This window comes from Streptococcus cristatus (assembly GCF_003943505.1).
Lineage (GTDB): Bacteria > Bacillota > Bacilli > Lactobacillales > Streptococcaceae > Streptococcus > Streptococcus cristatus_E.
This window is the reverse complement of the sequence record NZ_RJPS01000011.1, coordinates 19,508-37,994: the sequence shown is the minus strand read 5'-3', so window position 1 is coordinate 37,994 and position 18,487 is coordinate 19,508. Positions and strand designations below refer to the sequence as shown.

The window sequence follows — 18,487 nt, the reverse complement described above, 5'->3', positions numbered from 1 at the left end:
GTATCTATGCAAAAAGTAAGAATGATTGCGCAAGGAAGAGTCCAAGGCGTCGGCTTTCGTTGGGGCGTTTACTCCCTCGCTCTGCAAATCGGCGGGATTACCGGTCGCGTCTGGAATAATGACGACGGTACAGTCGAAATTTTAGCTCAAGCCGAAAGCTCTGCCCTCATGGCCAAGTTCATTCAAGAAATCCGCAAGGGACCAACTCCTTTTTCAAAAGTCAGCTATTTAGATGTCACCATGGCCAATTTTGAGTCCTATACTGACTTTAAAATTGCAAATTAGGTCTGGAGAACTATTGTATATTTCCTTAAAAAACAGTAGAATAGATAGGTATTATTTTTTAGAAACAAAGGAAATGAACTCGTGAAAACATTTAAACGTATTTTATTCTCTGGAATGAGCTTGTCCCTCCTTCTATTATTGACAGGGTGTGTCGGACGAGACAAGGCTGGCAATCCTTCTGGTATCATTTGGGATGTACTTGGTCGTCCTATGGCAGATAGCATCCAGTTCTTTGCCAAGAATTCAGGTCTTGGTTATGGTCTAGCGATTATTATCGTTACACTCATCGTGCGGCTGATTATTTTCCCATTGGGAATCTATCAATCTTGGAAGGCTACTCTTCAGTCAGAAAAGATGAACTACTTCAAGCCCATCTTTGCCCCTATTCAAGAACGAATCAATAATGCCGAAACTCAAGAAGAAAAACTAGAGGCCCAGCAAGAACTTATGGCTGCTCAAAGAGAAAATGGTCTGAGTATGTTTGGCGGTATCGGATGCCTCCCTCTACTCATTCAAATGCCTTTCTTCTCAGCTCTCTTCTTTGCTGCCCAATACACAGACGGTGTAGCCAGCAGTACTTTCCTTGGCATCAATCTTGGAAAACCTAGTCTGGCCTTGACTCTCATTGTCGGTGTACTCTACTACATCCAGTCAATTCTCTCCCTACATGGGATCGAAGATGAAACCCAAAAAGCGCAGATGAAGAGTGCAACTTACATGAGTCCGATTATGATTGTTGTCTTCTCCTTCATGTCACCAGCGGCTGTGACCCTCTACTGGGTAGTCGGTGGTTTCATCCAAATCATCCAACAATTCATCATTAACTACTTAATGCGTCCTCGGATCAGAAAGCAAGTAGCAGAAGAATACAAAAAGAATCCTCCGAAAGCCATGAGCAATGCAGGCCGCATCAAAGATGTGACACCAAAAGCGAGCCAAGCAATCACTCAAAACAATAAAAAGAAAAAGAATCGCAACGCTGGTAAACAACGTTCTAGATAAATAAACTATCCATTTCCCTCTGAGATTTCCTATCTAATCTTGGAGGGCTTTTTTTCTACTCGCCCTAATAATACTAAAAGAGAGGCTGGGACAAAAGTCCTAGCATCTCAATTGTCTTTGGATTGTCGAGCAAGACGCAGTGGTTGAGTGGGCTCTACTACGCTGATTTCATCAACTTCTACAGTCCTACTCAACTGTGCGGAGGTGGGACGACGAAATCGAACTCTAACGAATGACCGATTTCTGTCCCACTCTCTCTTTCTTAAACGTTTAATCAATATACTTCAGCTTTCCACGGAAATCTTCTAGACTTTCATAGCCTTTTTCTTCCATAATCGCCTTGAGTTCGGCGGTGATACGCTCAAAGGCTACCACTCCTTCTTTATGAAGGGTTGTTCCTACCTGCACCATGCTGGCACCACAGAGAATATGCTCAAAGGCATCGCGGCCAGTCAGGACACCACCAGTTCCAATGATTTGGATTTCTGGTTTCAGGCGTTGGTAAAAGGCGTGGACATTAGCCAGAGCCGTCGGTTTGATGTACTGGCCGCCAATACCGCCAAAACCATTTTTAGGACGAATGACCACTGACTCATCTTTTATATAAAGACCGTTTCCGATAGAGTTGACACAATTGACAAACTTGAGCGGATATTTGTTAAAAATCGCAGCAGCCTGATCAAAATGTACAATATCAAAGTAAGGCGGCAGCTTGATTCCCAATGGATTCGTGAAATAAGCAAAAACCTCTGACAAAATCTTTTCTGTCGTTTCAAAGTCATAAGCAATCTGTGGCTTACCTGGAACATTTGGACAAGAAAGATTGAGCTCAGTAATCCCTTTAAAGTCACTTGCCTGCACTTTCTGAAGAATGGTGTGGGTTTCTTCTGGTGACATACCGACCAAAGAGAGGAAGAAAGTCCGATTTGGTTCACTTTCTTGCAGCTCTAGCAAGTAATCAAGATAATAATCTAAACCATTATTGGGCAGGCCCATGGAGTTGATAGAACCCAATGGCACATCCTGATAGCGAGGTTCTGGATTACCTTGACGAAAGTCCAGCGTTGCCGTCTTAGTCACAAAAGTTCCTGCAGCAGAGTTTTTGACCTCTTCTAACTCTTCCACTGTCATACAAGCCACTCCTGCTGCATTCATCAGACAGTTATCAAAATCAAAACCTGCAATTTTTGTCTTGGTTGTCGTCATTATCTTGACCTCATATTCCTTATTTTCTTCTATTATAGCATTAAAGTTCTTCCTATAAAAAGGTTATCCCATTTTTCCAATAAAAGGTTCGGTATTTGCACCTAGAATCTTCAAAAAGATATTATGGAAATTTTCAGAAAATTCAACTTTTTTCTTTACACCCAAAAAAAATTCTGCTATAATGGCTCGTGTAATAAAATATAACAACAAAAAGGAGAACGATATGACATCTGCTAAAGAATATATCCAAAGCGTGTTTGAAACTGTAAAAGCTCGTAACGGGCATGAGGCTGAGTTCCTCCAGGCGGTTGAAGAATTCTTCAGCACTCTAGAACCTGTATTTGAAAAACACCCTGAGTATATCGAAGAAAACATCTTGGCACGTATCACCGAGCCTGAGCGCGTGATTTCTTTCCGTGTTCCTTGGGTTGACCGTGATGGAAAAGTGCAAGTCAACCGTGGTTACCGTGTTCAATTCAACTCAGCTGTTGGACCATATAAAGGCGGACTTCGTTTCCACCCAACTGTAAACCAAGGGATCTTGAAATTCCTCGGATTTGAACAAATCTTTAAAAACGTCTTGACCGGACTTCCAATTGGTGGAGGTAAAGGTGGATCAGACTTCGATCCTAAAGGAAAGACTGATGCTGAAGTCATGCGCTTCTGCCAAAGCTTCATGACTGAATTGCAAAAATACATCGGACCATCTCTTGACGTTCCAGCCGGTGATATCGGTGTTGGTGGACGTGAAATTGGCTACCTCTACGGTCAATACAAACGCCTGAACCAATTTGATGCTGGTGTCTTGACTGGTAAACCTCTTGGATTTGGTGGTAGCTTGATTCGTCCAGAAGCAACTGGTTACGGTTTAGTTTACTATACTGAAGAAATGCTCAAAGCTAATGGTAACAGCTTTGCTGGTAAGAAAGTGGTGATTTCAGGTTCTGGTAATGTTGCTCAATACGCTCTTCAAAAAGCGACTGAACTTGGTGCAACTGTTATCTCAGTATCTGACTCAAACGGTTATGTCATCGACGAAAATGGTATCGACTTCAATCTTCTTACAGATGTCAAAGAAAAACGCCGTGCTCGTTTGACTGAGTATGCAGCTGAGAAAGCAACTGCTACTTACCATGAAGGTTCTGTATGGACTTACGCTGGTAACTACGACATCGCTCTGCCATGTGCGACTCAAAACGAAATCAATGGTGACGCAGCTAAACGCTTGGTTGCCCAAGGTGTTATCTGCGTATCAGAAGGTGCCAACATGCCGAGCGACCTTGATGCGATTAAAGTTTACAAAGAAAACGGAATCCTTTACGGACCTGCCAAAGCTGCCAACGCTGGTGGTGTAGCTGTATCTGCACTTGAAATGAGCCAAAACAGCCTTCGCCTCTCTTGGACACGTGAAGAAGTTGACGGCCGTCTCAAAGACATCATGACCAATATCTTCAACACAGCTAAAACAACTGCTGAAACATACGGACTTGGTACAGACTACCTTGCAGGAGCAAACATCGCTGCCTTCGAAAACGTAGCAAACGCTATGATTGCCCAAGGTATTGTTTAACTAGTCGATACATCCTATCGGAGGACAAATGATGAACTTACGGCCAATGGAAGTGAGAGACAATCCAGCTGTAGCGCAGCTCATTCGAGCCAGCCTAGAAGAATTCGGGCTTGACAAACCAGGAACTGTCTACTTTGATTCTCATCTAGATCATTTGGCCGACTATTATCAACATCAAGAGAGGGCGGCTTACTTTGTTCTGGAAGATGAAGGACAGCTGGTTGGCTGTGGTGGCTTTGCACCTGTGTCCGATAAAATTGCTGAATTACAAAAACTGTATGTCACTAAAAATAGCCGTGGCAAAGGTTATTCCAGCAGGTTGATAAAGCGGATATTCCAGGAAGCCCGCCTAGCAGGTTATGAACAGCTTTATCTAGAAACCTCTACTGAACTGGCTACGGCCGTGGCCATCTATCAACACTATAGTTTCACAGCATTGCAACAACCACTTACTAACGCCGTTGGCCACCCAGCTATGAATATCTGGATGATAAAATCCCTCTCATCAGATGAATAGATGGTAATATACTATGGTCGAATCGAGGGCATCAGTACCAAGCTCCTCAACACAGCTAAAACAACTTTTAAAAATGTAGCCAAGGCTATGATAGTTAAGGTATTGTTTCAATTTATTTTTCAATCCTCAATCGCTCTGATTGGGGATTTTTATATTGGTTTTAAAAAAGCTCACTATTTTTAATAGTAAGCTTAAAAATCAAAATTCACTTTACTTCTACTAAGGCAAAAGACAGGCATTCAACTATTTCGTTTACTGCTTCATCTATGTCTAGGTCCTCATTATCATTCAACATCATTGGAAGAGCATAAGAAAGACTCAAGGCTAGAATATAACGAACGATTCTTTCGTTTGACCAATCTCGGATAACACCATTTTCTTTAAACTGATTCAGAACTGGACTAATTGGCTTAATGATAGAGTGAATAATAACATTCCCTAACTGGTCAGAAATATTTTTATCAATAAAAGAACGACTCAAGAGAATTTTAACTTGCATTTGATTCTCCTGAATAAAAACTAGTCTATCTCGGACAATACTTCTTAAAAATAGTGGAAAAGACTCTTGATTTGCTGTAAATTTCTTCTCAGAAAAATCAGCAATCACATCTGGAATAACTTGTTCGAGAAAAGTCGACAGAATAGCTTCTAGTATTCCTTCCTTGGTTTTAAAGTAACTAAAAACGGTTCCTTCTGAAACTCCAGCCTCCTCAGCAATAAGGCTTGCTGTTGTATTCTCAAAACCATTTTCTGAAAATAACTTTAGACTTGATAATAATACTTGACGTTGTTTTATACTCAAGTTGCTATTTTCTAATGTCTGTGCATACTTTTGTTCTAAACTATCCATTGCTAGCACCTCTCTTCTACTCTCTTACTTTTACGACTTTTTTACCTCGAGTGTGCCCCAACTTCAGACTACGATATGCCTCTCTAACTGACTTTAGAGAAAAATCATACACCTGATCAATATTCAGCCGAACCTTCCCATCTGAGACCATTTCCGCTAGAGTGTTCAAATCATCATATGTGGAATGTCTCGGACCCGTGAACTGAGCTCCTCTTATCATAACATATGGTGAAGGTACTAGCGTTCCAATATCCGTGCCCTTCAATCCCAAACTGAAAGCCAATTTAACATAATCACTTCCATAGCAATCCAAGAATTTTGTAATCGGCTTTGGACTTGCTGATAGAAGAGCATTTTGAATATTCTCTTCGTAAGCTACTGGTATGGCACCTAAGGACTTCAGATATTCTGAATTCTTCTTACTTGCAATTCCGATAACCGTTGCACCCTTAGCAACTGCATACTGTACTGCAATACTTCCAATACCACCTGCCGCTGCTGAAATAACTACAATATCCTTAGAACTTAACTCAATTTTTCTAAAAGCACCTCCCACTGTTAGAGAGGCTACTCCCATAGTAGCAGCATGATTCATATCAATCATATCTGGTTTCAATACGACTTCCGATTCATTGACACAAATTTCTGTTGCCAAAGCTCCCCTCTTGGTTCCCAATCCAGGGTCACTGATCATTGTTCCAAAAACCTTGTCCCCTACTGCAAAGGTATTTACTCCTTCACCAATTTCTGTGATGACTCCAGCAAAATCCCTACCAACACCTCTTGGAAAAAGAGATGATTTCGACTCAAACCAACGACTGGGATTCCTTAGTTTCGCCGTAAAAGATAGAAATCTAAGTGGTTTTGCACCCTCAAAAGTCTTGTAATCAATAGGATTTAAACCAACAGCATGAACTTCTACCCTGACTTGATTCGCTTCTAAAGAATCAGATTTAATATTCACCAAATCTAACACTTCTTCATCACCGAAACGACTATATTGTATTGCTTGAACAACCATTTTATGAACTCCTTTTTTCGTCTACAAATTGAGTGAGCGCTCAATCACATTGCGATTATACGCTCATTTCCCAAATATGTCAATCTACGAACTTGTATTTCTATAGATTGCTTAAATAATCAGGTTCTTAATAAAGCGATATTACTTTCTATCTCTTAACATGTATTAAAAGCAGCAGCCGCAACTCCAGAACTATTGTTTATTTAAAAATCAGCTTGTTCATTTGAGCAGCTGATTTTTTGTCTATTCATCGACTGTAAATGCTTACCGAGCCGACTCTTTCAAAAGGGCCAGATATTCCTCTAAAACTAGGTGATGTTTTTGCATATATTGTGCCGACTCTACGCCAACATAACGATAGTGCCAATTTTCAAAATTAACACCAGTAATATCGCTTTTCCCTTCAGGATAGCGCAGAATAAAGCCGTATTTAGGGGCAATTTCCGCAATCTTATGTGCCACTTCATCATTCTGACCTTCTGGCTCGCTCATATCAATCGCCAAGCCTGTCTGATGCTCGCTGGCACCTGGTAGCTGGATCCGTTTTTGCACTTCTTGCTCTGCTTCTTGCCGAGACAAGCCTTCTTCTTCGGCCAAGGCTAGGGCTTCTTCATAGAGCTCTGTCTGCTCTGCTCGGCTACGATAGCCCGAAATCAAGGTTTCTCCCGGTGCAATAGTTCGAGCTGCAGCTAAAAATTGTCTAGTGTTTTCAGCAATCCGACTATCTACCTGAATATCATCAATTTGGCTCAACCTAGGATGAGATTCTTCCTGTAAATGACTACGATTGACCAAAATCAATTCCCAATCATCAACTGACACCTTGGGTAAGTCAGAACTCTGGACTCCAAAACCATGATTAATGAAAGTTGGCAAGTCTTCATCCATATCTTGCACTCGCAATAGAGCAAAAAACAAGCTAATGGCAATTCCTAGAAATAAGAGCCTATTTATCAGTCGAAATAGGGAGAGTTTTCTCCTTCTTTCGCGACGACGTCTTCTCAAGCCTTGTCCTCCAGCTCTTTCGCTCCAACTTCACGATAGGACATATCACCGATGGAAACAACTGAAAATTGACCATCTTCATAGTCTACGATGGTCACACTACCATTGCCTAGACCATGAGGTTGCATGCGATTAATCAGGTAGACAAAGGTTCCGATGGTCATTCCATGACTAACCACCAAGGCATTGCCACCACCCGCAGCCTCCAACTCTTCAGCAATCTCTGAGAAGCCTTGCCAAATTCGGCCACTGAGTTTTTCCCAATTCTCAGCCCAGCCAGCCGTGTCGACTTCTACTAAGCCTTCTGCCAGCTCGGCATAGCTGAGTTGATGGACATGGTCGATATTAAAGACCCTAGGCATGACCCCCATAAAGAGCTCGCCATCATAGCCACCATCAAAGCTGCCAAAACACCACTCTCGAATGCGCTTGTCAAACCTATAAGGAATCTTTCCAGTCAAGCCCAGCTCTTCCAGAATAATTCCCATGGTCTGAATGGTTCGACCCGAATCACTGGATCTAGCTAGTTTAAAATCAATACCCGCTTTTCGCAAACCAATCCCTAATTCATGGATGCCACGTTCGCCTTCTGCCGTCAATGGACTATCACTCCAGCCCTGAGCTCGTCCGATTGTATTAAACATCGTTTTGCCATGCCGGATGAGGTATAATCTTGTTTTTGCCATACACTTCCCCCCTTATTCTCCTCTCATTATATCACGTTTCTGAAAAAAAGCGGTCTATAAGATAGCAAGAAAACAGCGTAACAATCCTCCATCATTGCCCTGCTTTCTTTTAACGGTTTATTTAGCGTCCAGCATTTTAGCACCAACCTTACGGTAGGATACATCCCCCAAAATCTGAATCGTAAATTGTCCCTTTTCATATTCGACGACTGTCACACTGCCGTTATCAACCTCAGGATTTTTGCTAATGGCTTTATCAATCAGATAAGCAAAAGTCCCGATGGTCATACTATGGCTGACGACCAAAGCATTGCCTCCACCAGCGGCCTCCACTTCTTGAGCAATAGCTGTAAATCCAGCTAAAATCCGCCCACTGAGTTGCTCCCATGGCTCAGCCCAGCCAGCCGTATCCACTTCAACCAAGCCGTCTGCCAATTCTGGGAAAGTCAGCTCTTTATAATTATCGGTATCACGTACCCTTGGAATCACTCCACGGAAAAGATCGCCACCATAAGCCCCGTCAAAGCTGCCAAAGCACCACTCTCGGATGCGCTTGTCAAATTTATAAGGAATCTTCCCGACCAAATCCAGCTCTTCTAGGATAATCCCCATGGTCTGAATAGTTCGACCAGAGTCGCTCGAGAAAGCCTTGGTAAATTCCAAGCCAGACTCTCTCAGCCCAATCCCTAGCTCACGGATGCCACGTTCCCCTTCTTCAGTTAAGGGAGTGTCCGACCAGCCTTGAGCTCGACCAATGGTATTAAACATGGTCTTGCCATGCCGGATAATGTATAATTTCGTTTTTGCCATGAATGTCTCCTTTTAATTAAGGCCACTTGTCTAAGAGTGGCTTATTTGTCTCACACTTGACTGAGCAAGACAGAGGGAAAGGGTCTGTTAAACAGACCCCCTATATACTTAGTTTTTAAAACTGTGAATCGGTGCTGGAATCTGACCACCTCGTGCGATAAAGGCAGCTGACGAAGCCTGATTGACCTTCATGACAGGAGCTGTTCCCAAGAGCCCGCCAAATTCAATCATATCGCCTTCCTTGCCCTTTGGAATAATCCGCACAGCTGTCGTCTTTTGATTGATAACGCCAATCGCTGCTTCATCTGCAATCATGGCTGCGATGGTCTCAGCTGGCGTCGCCTCTGGAATGGCAATCATATCTAAACCGACCGAACAGATAGCTGTCATAGCTTCTAGCTTTTCTAGATTAAGCGAGCCATTTTGCACAGCCGCAATCATGCCCTCATCTTCTGACACAGGAATAAAAGCACCAGACAGACCGCCCACTTGATTGCAGGCCATGACACCGCCTTTTTTGACTTGGTCATTGAGCAGAGCAAGCGCTGCTGTCGTACCATGAGTGCCGACTGTCTCCAAGCCCATTTCTTCCAAGACACGGGCCACTGAATCCCCGACTGCCGGTGTTGGAGCCAGACTCAAGTCAACAATCCCAAACTTGACGCCTAGACGCTCGCTGGTCATCTGACCGACCAACTGACCGATACGAGTGATTTTGAAGGCCGTTTTCTTGACTGTTTCAGCGACCACGTCAAAGCTCTCACCACGGACCTTTTCCAGAGCCCGCTTGACAACACCCGGCCCAGAAACACCGACATTGATGACCACATCTGCTTCACCGACACCATGAAAGGCACCCGCCATGAAAGGATTGTCCTCGACTGCATTGGCAAAGACGACCAGCTTGGCTGCCCCCATGTCAGAAAGTTGGGCTGTTTCCTTGATAATCCGTCCCATATCCGCAACTGCCGTCATATTGATGCCAGTCTTAGTTGAGCCGATATTGACAGAGGAGCAGACCTTGTCCGTCTCAGCCAAAGCGTGTGGAATAGAATTAATGAGAATTTCATCGCCTTTTTGATAGCCTTTTTGTACCAAGGCAGAAAAGCCACCGATAAAGTCCACACCGATTTCTTTTGCTGCCCGATCCAGAGCATGAGCCAGAGGCAGATAGTCCGTAGCATCCGTCGCTGCCCCAATCAGAGAAATCGGAGTCACTGAGACCCGCTTGTTGACGATAGGAATCCCCAGCTCGGCTGCAATCTCATTCCCGACTGAAACTAAATCTTTAGCCTTGGTCGCAATCTTTTGGTACACCTTATCCGCTGCCCGCTCAATATCCGAGTCAATACAGTCTAAAAGTGAAATGCCCATGGTGATGGTCCGAATATCAAAATTCTGCTCCTCAATCATGGCAATAGTTTCTGTAACTTGTCTAATATCCATGCGACCTCTCCTTAGATATTGTACATCGCGTCAAAAATGGCTGCGCTTTGAATATTGATTTTGACATTGAGGGTCTGACCAAAGGCCTCAAATTCACTACGAAGTGCTGCAAAATCCTGCTTTTCGTCGCTAGACACGACAGCCATCATGGTAAAAAACTCATCCAAAACCGTTTGTGAAATATCGTCAATATTCAGTCCCAGCTCGGCAATTTTACTAGCTACACCAGCCACAATCCCTGCCTTATCTTTTCCAACAACCGTAATAATCGCTTTCATCGTTTGCTCCAATCATCTTTATTGCTAATATTGTAGCATAAATGCTTGGTTTTTGCATGAATTTGCAGAAATCCAAGCTGCGAATCTTGCGGGCTGTTTAAATATCAGACTCAAATACTCTTCAGAAATTACACACATCTCTCTTTTTTGTTAGAAGTTTGTTTTTTATCTATATTTTTATTTATAAACGGTTTCAAACTCTGTTATACTAAATTTAAGAACACATTAAAATCGTTGCTATTTCTGGTAATTACAAGGAACATCCGCTCTTCGTTTACGCTGGAAATCCAACCAATCGTCTGCACACCATCCACTTCTACCGTTGGGTATCGAACGCTGTCTTTGGCAATCAATTGGCTGAGCTTAAAGATATGCCTATCACTCACAAACCAAGTGTCGAAATTGTAGAAATTTTGAACCAAAAACCTCAGCCAAAACAAGCAGGCAAAACAGTCGACAAACCGACAGCTCCGAAAGCAAAAGAAGAGCAATTAGAAAGCCTAGCTCAGAAAACAAGCGAAGCACAGCCTACCGCTACAGCTCAAAAAGCAACAAATACTCAGCAGGCCCAGCTCCCACAAACAGGAAGCAAAGAAAACTCTGCTCTCTTTACAGTTGCAACGATTCTTCTAGCTACAAGCGGTGGTCTCTTCTTACTTAAAAAGAAAGAAGCGTAAACATTTCTATTCTGCTAGATAAACCTTTGCTTACGATAGCCTCTTAAATACAAAAATCGCATGGACAAATCATTTCAGATTCACCCATGCGATTTTTTCGTAACTTATGATCTCGCAATTTGATCTGATATTGAAGAAAGCTCAATCGAATATAGACTTTCATTATTAACCTAAATCAGTTAGAATAGCGATCACAAGAGCCGTTTTCTGATCTTTATCAGGGATTTTAGAGCCTTGAATCATTGCTCTCTTCCACCATCTCAATCCAAGAATCAAAATACTGCTCCATAAAATGAGTTTGCTCCGCTATCAAAGTTTTATTAATCTCCTCATTAACAGGAGCCAAGATCCACTTGTCTTCTATATCATCACGCCGATGAATGATAGCAACCAACTTTCCTGTAAAATTTTCCAGAGGCTGCTGCGGGTCATGGGAAATAATATACACATCCTGCTCTTCGCCATCTCCACCGATCATCTCAGGGATATAACCATAATTAATCGGATAGACATTCCCAAAAGAATCTTCAAAACCGACCGGCCGATCAATAATAGCACTAAACATTTTTTCCTTGTATTTCACCCTTTCTTTACCTCCATCAGCTACTTTCTAGCTTCATTATACAAGAAAAATCCCGCCGGAGCGAGATTTTCTATCTATAGCCTGATTATTCGTTTATATTTCCTATATTATTCAAGCCTTGCACTACATGAAATTAGAATAAACTTCGCTGTTTTTCCTGTTGCTACTTGTCAAGGACTTTTTAATCAAAATCATCATTTTTTTCGTCCAATTTTCTCCTAAGCTCCCTCAGCATTATTCTTGTAAGTTTATCTTGCATTGTTTCAGTTGCATTTTCATTGAAATGGACAACAACCTCATCGCTGGTCTTTCCAATCTTTCTCTTTGTGCTAATGCCTTTTTTATCTGTATTTTTCAGTTCTTCTATAAATTTTCCTTTCCGTTTTTGAATTTTTGACACCAAAAAAGGAAGTAGCGACTATTTGCTTTTACTTCCTCTCTTTAATTTTATTTAATTGTTTTACTTTGACAAACTGAGATTTAGATTTTAACCCTTACGGAAAACAAAACGGGCTATTCTCCTAAAGTATGCTCTATAAGATTATAGTTTAATGCAGAGTGTAGCTATATAGTCATTTCCATAACGTGATAATCGATTTCTTTTGTCACACGATTCATAAAAATCTATCATAGCGAGACCATTTTTAAGTTGTCCTCTAATCTGAGTTTCTAAGGTATGGCTAAATTCATATCCATATTCCGGATTTATAGTTATTTTGCCTTTCTCTTCAAGCTCTCTTGAATTAAAAGGTAGTGAAAACTTTAAAAGTAATTCCTCATCGGGTTTGTCCCATACAATGTCAGCATCATACATGTATATCCAAGGGTTCATAAACCCGACCATTAACAATCCGCCCTTTTTCAATACTCGAGAGGCTTCTTTATACATGTTTTCTAAATCTTCTATATATACATTTGAAACTGGATTAAAAATAATATCAAACGTTTCATTTTCAAATGGAAATGGTTTTGTCATATCGCCTTGAACTGTATTGATCTTTAAACCTTCTCTTTTAGTAACCAACTCATCTCTTTCTAATTGTGATTTAGAAAAATCCATGATGGTTACATCATAACCTTTTGCAGCAAAAACGGGTCCCTGCTGTCCACCACCACAAGCTAAACCTAATATCTTTTTTCCGTTGGCTTTTTCAAACCATTCTTTCGGAACTTTTTTTCCAACAGTTAAGGCAACAGAAATTGGATGTTTTCTAACTTCTTCTAATTCTTCATGTGTCAATGGTTCAGTATAGTCATTTTTTATATTATTCCATCTATCTTCATTGAATTTTATATAATCGTTCATCTTATAATCTCCTCGTAATTTTATACTATTTCGATTTAAGTTAGATGTGTTGCCATTACTTGATTTCATTATATTATACCATATGTTCAATTACTATTTTTATGCCATCTTTAAAATATTTGAAGCTTTTGTACTAGCTATTCCTGTCATTCTAATTCAAACGTTAAACGTCGGCGCTCAAACTCTCGTACTAATGATGATCTATTTCAACTCACATTTTTCGTCACACACGTATCAGTTTTTTAGCTGAGCAAGGAATTCCACTCGAAGCAATTCAAGATCGTGTTGGGTACACACGAGGAAGTCGTGTTACAGATATCTATTTGCACCTTACACAAAAAACAAAAGATCTCATTATTCCTGTATTAGATTCGTTAACTAAATAAGTGTGGCAAATTTGTGGCAAAACAAAGAAAAAAGGTTTATCCAAATCGGATAAACCCTGTTATATTAAGCTTTTACAAGCTTCTTATGCTTTACCTTCTGAACCGAATACATCGATACGCTCTTCAACTGATGCTTGGATAGCTTTTACACCGTCAGCCAAGAATTTACGTGGGTCGAAGAGTTTCTTCTTGTCGTATTCTGCTTCGTTTGCTTCGTAGTCACGAGCAAATTTACGAGTTGCGTTAGCGAATGCGATTTGGCATTCAGTATTAACGTTAACTTTTGCAACACCAAGTTTGATAGCTGCTTGGATTTGGTCATCAGGGATACCTGAACCACCGTGCAATACGATTGGGAATCCTGGTACAGCTTCAGTCAATTTTTGCAAGTGGTCAAGATGAAGACCTTTCCAGTTTGCAGGGTATGGACCGTGGATATTACCGATACCAGCTGCCAAGAAGTCGATACCAGTTGCAACCATTGCTTTAGCATCTTCGATTGGAGCCAATTCACCATCACCGATGATTCCGTCTTCTTCACCACCGATAGTTCCAACTTCAGCTTCTACTGATACACCATTTGCGTGAGCAAATTCTACAACTTTACGAGCTTTTTCAAGGTTTTCTTCAACTGGAAGGTGTGAACCGTCAAACATAACTGAAGTATAACCAACTTGAATACACTCAAGTGCATCTTCGTAGTGACCGTGGTCAAGGTGGATCGCTACTGGTACAGTGATACCCATTGATTCAACAAGGTTAGCGATCAAGTTGCGAGCAACTTTGTAACCACCCATGTATTTAGCAGCACCCATTGAAGTTTGGATCAAAACTGGTGCTTTTTTAGCTTCTGCCGCACGCAGGATTGCTTGAGTCCACTCAAGGTTGTTTGTGTTAAATCCACCAACTGCATAACCATGGTCACGAGCTGCTTGGACAAATTTTTCTGCTGAAACGATTGCCATTTGTAATAGGCCTCCTCTTATTTTTTGTGGAATGAACCACTTACATTGTTTATTTTATCACTTTTTCACTAAAATTGCTAGTTTTTCCTGAAATTTTAAGTAATTCCCAAGCAATTTTTGAATTCAGGCATCTTCAGCTTCTTTGAGAAAACAAAAAAACTGACCGAAGTCAGCTAATCCTATGCGGAGAGAGGGACTTGAACCCTCACGACCTAAAGCGGTCACAGGATCCTTAGTCCTGCGCGTCTGCCAATTCCGCCATCCCCGCGATTGAGTACTTTACTAGTATAACAGGATAATCTCCACTTGTCAACACCTTTTTCAAAACTTTTAAAAAGTATTTTCAAAAATAAAAGTGAGACAGAACTCGTAAACACTGTCCCATCTCACTCTTTTCATTAATGTTTTTCCAGATTGCGTAGCATCTGGTCAATCTTGTTACCGTACTCAATAGACTCGTCTTTGACGAAGGTCAAATCTGGAATCTTATACATCTTGAGGTTTCGACCCAATTCACGCTTAATGGTGCCGGTTGCCTTTTCCAAGCCCAGCTGCGCCTTTTGATTGTCCGAAGCCAAGTCACTCATGATACTATAGTAGACCTTGGCCATAGACAGATCGCCCAGCATTTGGACATCGGTAATGGTCACACCTTGAACACGTGGATCACGGACTCTCTTTTGCAAAATCTCATTGACTTCACGTTTGATTTCCATTCCTACACGGTCGGTACGAAAATGATTTGCCATAGGATTTCCTTTCTAATTTTTTCTTCTGCAATATGAGGCTGGGACAAAAGTCCTAGCCTCTCAATTGTCTTTGGATTATCGAGTAAGACGCAGTAGTTGAGTGGGCTCTATTACGCTGATTTCATCAGCTTTTACAGCCCTGCTCAACTGTGCGGAGGTGGGACGACGAAATCGAATTCTAACGAATTACCGATTTCTGTCCCACTCTCATATTTTTAGTTTTAGTTGAATGAAATTCGCTCTAAACTCTTTGTGAAAAGGTGCTTGGGATAGAAGTATCGACTTCCACCCAATATGCTTTTCACTGAGAGTTTTCGACGTATTTCTCTTATTTCTTAATTTCTTCCATGATATAGGCTTCAATCGTATCATCCACTTGGATATCGTTATAGCCGTCAATCATGAGACCACCTTCGCGGCCGTTAGTAACTTCTTTCACATCATCCTTGAAGTGCTTCAAGCTAGCCAATTGACCGTCGTAAATCACGACGCCATCACGGATGACACGAACCTTGGAATCACGAGTAACTTTACCATTGATAACCATAAATCCACCGATAGTACCAACCTTGGAAACTTTGAAAGTTTCGCGGATAAGGGCTTCCCCGATGATTTTTTCTTGGTATTCTGGGTCCAGCATTCCTTTCATGGCATCTTCCATTTCTTCGATAACCTTATAGATAATGCTGTGAAGACGGATTTCTACATCATCAGCTTCTGCTTGCTGGCGAGCTTGCGGTGTAGGGCGAACGTTAAATCCAATGATAAAGGCATTTGAAGCTTCTGCCAAAGTTACATCGGATTCATTGATAGCACCAACCGCTGAGTGGACAATGGTAATCTTAACGCCTTCCACTTCAATCTTCTGCAAGGAAGCAGCTAAGGCTTCTACAGAACCTTGTACGTCGGCTTTGATAATGACGTTAACAGACTTCACTTCACCAGCTTTGAGGGTATCAAAGAGATTTTCTAGACTGACACGATGAGTAGCTTGACGTTGTTTAAGAAGGGCACGTTTAGCACGTTCTTCACCAGCTGCACGCGCAGCTTTTTCATCTTCATAGACGGCAAAGTGGTCACCTGCCATCGGAGTTTCATTAAGACCTGTGATAGAAACCGGCGTAGATGGACCTGCCACTTTGACACGACGACCTAAGTCATTGGTCATAGCACGGACACGTCCGAAGGTATTTCCGACAACGATTGGATCTTGGACATTCAGCGTACCTTGTTGGACAAGAAGGGTTGCAACTGCACCTTTTCCTTTATCCAAACGGGCTTCGATAACAGTACCGATAGCACGAACAGTCGGATCTGCCTTGAGTTCTTGAATTTCAGCTACAAGAAGGACCGTCTCCAAGAGTTCATCAATGTTTTGGTTGAACTTAGCTGAGATTTCAACAAACTCAGAATCTCCACCCCAAGCAGTTGACATAACACCATGCTCAGCCAATTCACCAATTACGCGCTCAGGATTGGCACCTGGCTTATCGATCTTGTTGATAGCCACAATAATTGGCACATTAGCGGCTTTAGAGTGGTTGATCGCTTCAATAGTCTGAGGCATAACACCGTCATCAGCTGCTACGACCAAGATGGTAATATCGGTAACAGAAGCACCACGCGCACGCATCGATGTAAAGGCCGCGTGTCCAGGCGTATCCAAGAAGGTAATCTTCTTGCCATTTTCCTCAATCTGGTAGGCACCGATATGCTGAGTGATACCACCCGCTTCACCTGTCGCAACACGAGAGTTACGTAGAGTATCCAAGAGGGTTGTTTTACCATGGTCAACGTGTCCCATGATAGTGACAACCGGCGGACGCTCTACCAAGGCATCTTGGTTGATATAACCTTCTTCTACGAAGAAGCGCTCAATGTCAGCTGTGTCAACTTCCACCTTCTTCTTAGCTTCGATACCGTAATCCACCATGAGGAGCTCAATAGTATCACCGTCAAGAGATTGGTTTTGCGTTGCCATCACGCCCATCATAAAGAGCTTCTTAACGATTTCAGCTGGCTCGCGCTTGATCCGTTTTGCGATTTCCGCAACGGTCATGCCATCCGTATATTCGAATTCGCTTGGCAACTCATGGAACTTTCGTTCTGTAACAGGTTTTGGAACCTGATTCTGGTTACCTTTTCCTTTTTTATTTTTCTTATTGTTATTCCAGTTACTGTTTCTTTGATTTCTCACTTGATTTTGACTGCTTCGATTCTTTTGTTGTTTTCTTGGACCATCTTCTTCGTGATCAAATTCGTCACGCTTCTTATCTGGTCGAGCTTGTTTTTTACGACGAGTGTCTACTGCAGCTTGTGCTGGCGTAGGAGCGGCCGTTTGGACAGCTTCAGCTGGAGCAGGCTTGACTACTTCAGCAACTGTCGCCTCTGCTTGAACCGACTCTTTCCGTCTATTCTGGCGTTCCTGCGCTTCTTTGGCTACTTGAGCCTGTTTGAAACGCTCCTCACTAGAACGTGCATACTCCGCATTTTGCTCTGCTTTCAGAGCTGCTGCCCGAGCCTTAAAGTCAATTTTCGGCCCTTGAGGCTGTTGGCGGTTTTGACCGTTGAATCCTTGATGATTCTGACCATTCCGACGACCATCTTGACCACGATTATCACGACGGTCATTGCGACGCTCTTGGCGATCATTGTTGGCCTTGCGGTCACGACGATCACGCTCACTGCCTTCCTTCTGGTCAGAATTTTGTGGTTTCCGATTTTGTTGCTGCTTACGACGCTCTGCTTGTTCCTTAGCACGTGCTTCACGCTCTGCCTTAAAATTTCGACTTTGTGGCCGAGCTGGAGCCGGTTTAGCTGGAGCCTCAGCTGCTGGTGCGTCGGCAACTTTTGGCTCTTCTTTTTTAGCAGAGGCCATTTTCTTTTGGACTGGAGCAGTTGGTTTTTCAGCTACTTTATTTGGTGCGGGCTGGACAGCCGCTTCTTTCTCTGGAAGGGGCTTAGCGACTTCTTTAGTCGCGAAGCTAGCCTTGATGCGCTGACCCGCTTCTTCTTCTACGCTGGAAGAATGGCTTTTGACTTCTAGGCCTAATTCCTTAGCCCGAGCTACTACCTCTTTACTTTCCTTCCCCAGTTCTTTTGCGATTTCGTACAATCTAATTCTAGACAATTCTTGTCCTCCTCT

20 protein-coding genes, 1 tRNA gene and 1 pseudogene are annotated in these 18,487 nt (G+C 42.3%); 7 read left to right on the top strand and 15 right to left on the bottom strand.

The annotated features are described in order from the left end of the window. Positions 1 to 6 precede the first annotated feature (6 nt). Positions 7 to 285: an acylphosphatase gene (locus D8792_RS09290; protein ID WP_125373777.1), complete on the top strand. Its 279-nt coding sequence runs from the start codon at positions 7 to 9 to the stop codon at positions 283 to 285. An 81-nt stretch (positions 286 to 366) separates the two neighbouring features. Beyond that, positions 367 to 1,287, top strand: coding sequence for a membrane protein insertase YidC (yidC, locus tag D8792_RS09285; RefSeq protein ID WP_125373776.1), 921 nt, complete (start codon positions 367 to 369; stop codon positions 1,285 to 1,287). Positions 1,288 to 1,557: 270 nt separating this feature from the next. Here the strand turns inward: yidC and D8792_RS09275 are convergent, their stop codons facing one another. After that, positions 1,558 to 2,493, bottom strand: coding sequence for a dihydroorotate oxidase (locus D8792_RS09275; protein WP_125373775.1), 936 nt, complete (start codon positions 2,491 to 2,493; stop codon positions 1,558 to 1,560). A gap of 223 nt (positions 2,494 to 2,716) precedes the next feature. Between D8792_RS09275 and gdhA the strand changes: the two genes are divergently transcribed. Genes gdhA through D8792_RS11470 form a run of 3 tightly spaced genes read left to right on the top strand, consistent with a single transcriptional unit; the run spans position 2,717 to position 4,763 of the window. Next, positions 2,717 to 4,063 carry an NADP-specific glutamate dehydrogenase gene (gene gdhA / locus D8792_RS09270; protein ID WP_125373774.1) on the top strand — a complete coding sequence of 449 codons (1,347 nt, stop codon included), beginning with the start codon at positions 2,717 to 2,719 and terminating at the stop codon, positions 4,061 to 4,063. Between the two features lie 31 nt (positions 4,064 to 4,094). After that, complete coding sequence (locus tag D8792_RS09265) at positions 4,095 to 4,580, top strand: GNAT family N-acetyltransferase (protein WP_125373796.1); 486 nt, start codon at positions 4,095 to 4,097, stop codon at positions 4,578 to 4,580. Next, positions 4,581 to 4,763, top strand: a complete 183-nt coding sequence (locus D8792_RS11470) for a hypothetical protein (protein WP_125373773.1) — start codon at positions 4,581 to 4,583, stop codon at positions 4,761 to 4,763. It abuts the gene before it with no gap. Positions 4,764 to 4,785: 22 nt separating this feature from the next. On the opposite strand, the gene D8792_RS09255 is transcribed toward D8792_RS11470, so the two are convergent. The 7 genes from D8792_RS09255 to D8792_RS09225 all read right to left on the bottom strand — a co-directional run bounded on the left by D8792_RS09255 (position 4,786) and on the right by D8792_RS09225 (position 10,676). After that, positions 4,786 to 5,430 (bottom strand): TetR/AcrR family transcriptional regulator, encoded by a 645-nt coding sequence (locus tag D8792_RS09255; protein WP_125373772.1) that lies wholly within the window; start codon positions 5,428 to 5,430, stop codon positions 4,786 to 4,788. Positions 5,431 to 5,446: 16 nt separating this feature from the next. Further along, complete coding sequence (locus D8792_RS09250) at positions 5,447 to 6,451, bottom strand: NADP-dependent oxidoreductase (RefSeq protein ID WP_125373771.1); 1,005 nt, start codon at positions 6,449 to 6,451, stop codon at positions 5,447 to 5,449. A 264-nt stretch (positions 6,452 to 6,715) separates the two neighbouring features. After that, positions 6,716 to 7,348: a M15 family metallopeptidase gene (locus D8792_RS09245; RefSeq protein ID WP_376739444.1), complete on the bottom strand. Its 633-nt coding sequence runs from the start codon at positions 7,346 to 7,348 to the stop codon at positions 6,716 to 6,718. A 104-nt stretch (positions 7,349 to 7,452) separates the two neighbouring features. After that, positions 7,453 to 8,142, bottom strand: a complete 690-nt coding sequence (locus D8792_RS09240; protein WP_125373770.1) for a histidine phosphatase family protein — start codon at positions 8,140 to 8,142, stop codon at positions 7,453 to 7,455. 117 nt (positions 8,143 to 8,259) lie between these two features. Beyond that, positions 8,260 to 8,952 carry a histidine phosphatase family protein gene (locus tag D8792_RS09235; RefSeq protein WP_125373769.1) on the bottom strand — a complete coding sequence of 231 codons (693 nt, stop codon included), beginning with the start codon at positions 8,950 to 8,952 and terminating at the stop codon, positions 8,260 to 8,262. Positions 8,953 to 9,060: 108 nt separating this feature from the next. Further along, a complete protein-coding gene (locus D8792_RS09230) occupies positions 9,061 to 10,398 on the bottom strand; it encodes a PFL family protein (RefSeq protein WP_125373768.1) in 1,338 nt (445 codons plus the stop codon). An 11-nt stretch (positions 10,399 to 10,409) separates the two neighbouring features. Continuing rightward, on the bottom strand, positions 10,410 to 10,676 hold the full coding sequence (locus D8792_RS09225; RefSeq protein WP_005590918.1) for an ACT domain-containing protein: 267 nt from the start codon (positions 10,674 to 10,676) through the stop codon (positions 10,410 to 10,412). A gap of 227 nt (positions 10,677 to 10,903) precedes the next feature. Here D8792_RS09225 and D8792_RS09220 point away from each other — a divergent pair. Beyond that, positions 10,904 to 11,353, top strand: a pseudogene (locus D8792_RS09220) (LPXTG cell wall anchor domain-containing protein); the annotation flags it as partial. Positions 11,354 to 11,579: 226 nt separating this feature from the next. Here D8792_RS09220 and D8792_RS09215 read toward each other — a convergent pair. The 3 genes from D8792_RS09215 to D8792_RS09205 form a co-directional block, all read right to left on the bottom strand. Continuing rightward, a complete protein-coding gene (locus D8792_RS09215) occupies positions 11,580 to 11,918 on the bottom strand; it encodes an inorganic diphosphatase (protein WP_125373794.1) in 339 nt (112 codons plus the stop codon). 199 nt (positions 11,919 to 12,117) lie between these two features. Further along, complete coding sequence (locus D8792_RS09210) at positions 12,118 to 12,336, bottom strand: transposon-encoded TnpW family protein (protein ID WP_260470283.1); 219 nt, start codon at positions 12,334 to 12,336, stop codon at positions 12,118 to 12,120. Between the two features lie 141 nt (positions 12,337 to 12,477). Continuing rightward, complete coding sequence (locus D8792_RS09205) at positions 12,478 to 13,242, bottom strand: class I SAM-dependent methyltransferase (protein ID WP_125373767.1); 765 nt, start codon at positions 13,240 to 13,242, stop codon at positions 12,478 to 12,480. A gap of 203 nt (positions 13,243 to 13,445) precedes the next feature. Between D8792_RS09205 and D8792_RS09200 the strand changes: the two genes are divergently transcribed. Further along, positions 13,446 to 13,628: a tyrosine-type recombinase/integrase gene (locus D8792_RS09200; RefSeq protein ID WP_312023821.1), complete on the top strand. Its 183-nt coding sequence runs from the start codon at positions 13,446 to 13,448 to the stop codon at positions 13,626 to 13,628. 83 nt (positions 13,629 to 13,711) lie between these two features. Here the strand turns inward: D8792_RS09200 and D8792_RS09195 are convergent, their stop codons facing one another. The 4 genes from D8792_RS09195 to infB form a co-directional block, all read right to left on the bottom strand. Further along, complete coding sequence (locus D8792_RS09195) at positions 13,712 to 14,593, bottom strand: class II fructose-bisphosphate aldolase (RefSeq protein WP_125373766.1); 882 nt, start codon at positions 14,591 to 14,593, stop codon at positions 13,712 to 13,714. A gap of 182 nt (positions 14,594 to 14,775) precedes the next feature. Beyond that, positions 14,776 to 14,861, bottom strand: a tRNA-Leu gene (locus D8792_RS09190). Between the two features lie 130 nt (positions 14,862 to 14,991). Next, the gene (gene rbfA / locus D8792_RS09185; RefSeq protein ID WP_125373765.1) at positions 14,992 to 15,342 is read right to left on the bottom strand and encodes a 30S ribosome-binding factor RbfA; all 351 of its coding nucleotides are present in this window, start codon (positions 15,340 to 15,342) and stop codon (positions 14,992 to 14,994) included. Positions 15,343 to 15,670: 328 nt separating this feature from the next. Continuing rightward, a complete protein-coding gene (infB, locus tag D8792_RS09175) occupies positions 15,671 to 18,472 on the bottom strand; it encodes a translation initiation factor IF-2 (protein ID WP_125373764.1) in 2,802 nt (933 codons plus the stop codon). Positions 18,473 to 18,487 lie beyond the last annotated feature (15 nt).

What these genes read in the sequence shown, in the direction of transcription:
- gdhA (WP_125373774.1), top strand. Translation starts at nt 2,717, where the DNA reads ATGACATCTGCTAAAGAATATATCCAAAGCGTGTTTGAAACTGTAAAA.
- D8792_RS09195 (WP_125373766.1), bottom strand. Translation starts at nt 14,593, where the DNA reads ATGGCAATCGTTTCAGCAGAAAAATTTGTCCAAGCAGCTCGTGACCAT.
- D8792_RS09290 (WP_125373777.1), top strand. Translation starts at nt 7, where the DNA reads ATGCAAAAAGTAAGAATGATTGCGCAAGGAAGAGTCCAAGGCGTCGGC.
- D8792_RS09255 (WP_125373772.1), bottom strand. Translation starts at nt 5,430, where the DNA reads ATGGATAGTTTAGAACAAAAGTATGCACAGACATTAGAAAATAGCAAC.
- D8792_RS09250 (WP_125373771.1), bottom strand. Translation starts at nt 6,451, where the DNA reads ATGGTTGTTCAAGCAATACAATATAGTCGTTTCGGTGATGAAGAAGTG.
- D8792_RS09235 (WP_125373769.1), bottom strand. Translation starts at nt 8,952, where the DNA reads ATGGCAAAAACGAAATTATACATTATCCGGCATGGCAAGACCATGTTT.
- D8792_RS09205 (WP_125373767.1), bottom strand. Translation starts at nt 13,242, where the DNA reads ATGAACGATTATATAAAATTCAATGAAGATAGATGGAATAATATAAAA.
- D8792_RS11470 (WP_125373773.1), top strand. Translation starts at nt 4,581, where the DNA reads ATGGTAATATACTATGGTCGAATCGAGGGCATCAGTACCAAGCTCCTC.
- D8792_RS09230 (WP_125373768.1), bottom strand. Translation starts at nt 10,398, where the DNA reads ATGGATATTAGACAAGTTACAGAAACTATTGCCATGATTGAGGAGCAG.
- rbfA (WP_125373765.1), bottom strand. Translation starts at nt 15,342, where the DNA reads ATGGCAAATCATTTTCGTACCGACCGTGTAGGAATGGAAATCAAACGT.
- D8792_RS09215 (WP_125373794.1), bottom strand. Translation starts at nt 11,918, where the DNA reads ATGTTTAGTGCTATTATTGATCGGCCGGTCGGTTTTGAAGATTCTTTT.
- D8792_RS09240 (WP_125373770.1), bottom strand. Translation starts at nt 8,142, where the DNA reads ATGGCAAAAACAAGATTATACCTCATCCGGCATGGCAAAACGATGTTT.
- D8792_RS09275 (WP_125373775.1), bottom strand. Translation starts at nt 2,493, where the DNA reads ATGACGACAACCAAGACAAAAATTGCAGGTTTTGATTTTGATAACTGT.
- D8792_RS09265 (WP_125373796.1), top strand. Translation starts at nt 4,095, where the DNA reads ATGAACTTACGGCCAATGGAAGTGAGAGACAATCCAGCTGTAGCGCAG.
- D8792_RS09225 (WP_005590918.1), bottom strand. Translation starts at nt 10,676, where the DNA reads ATGAAAGCGATTATTACGGTTGTTGGAAAAGATAAGGCAGGGATTGTG.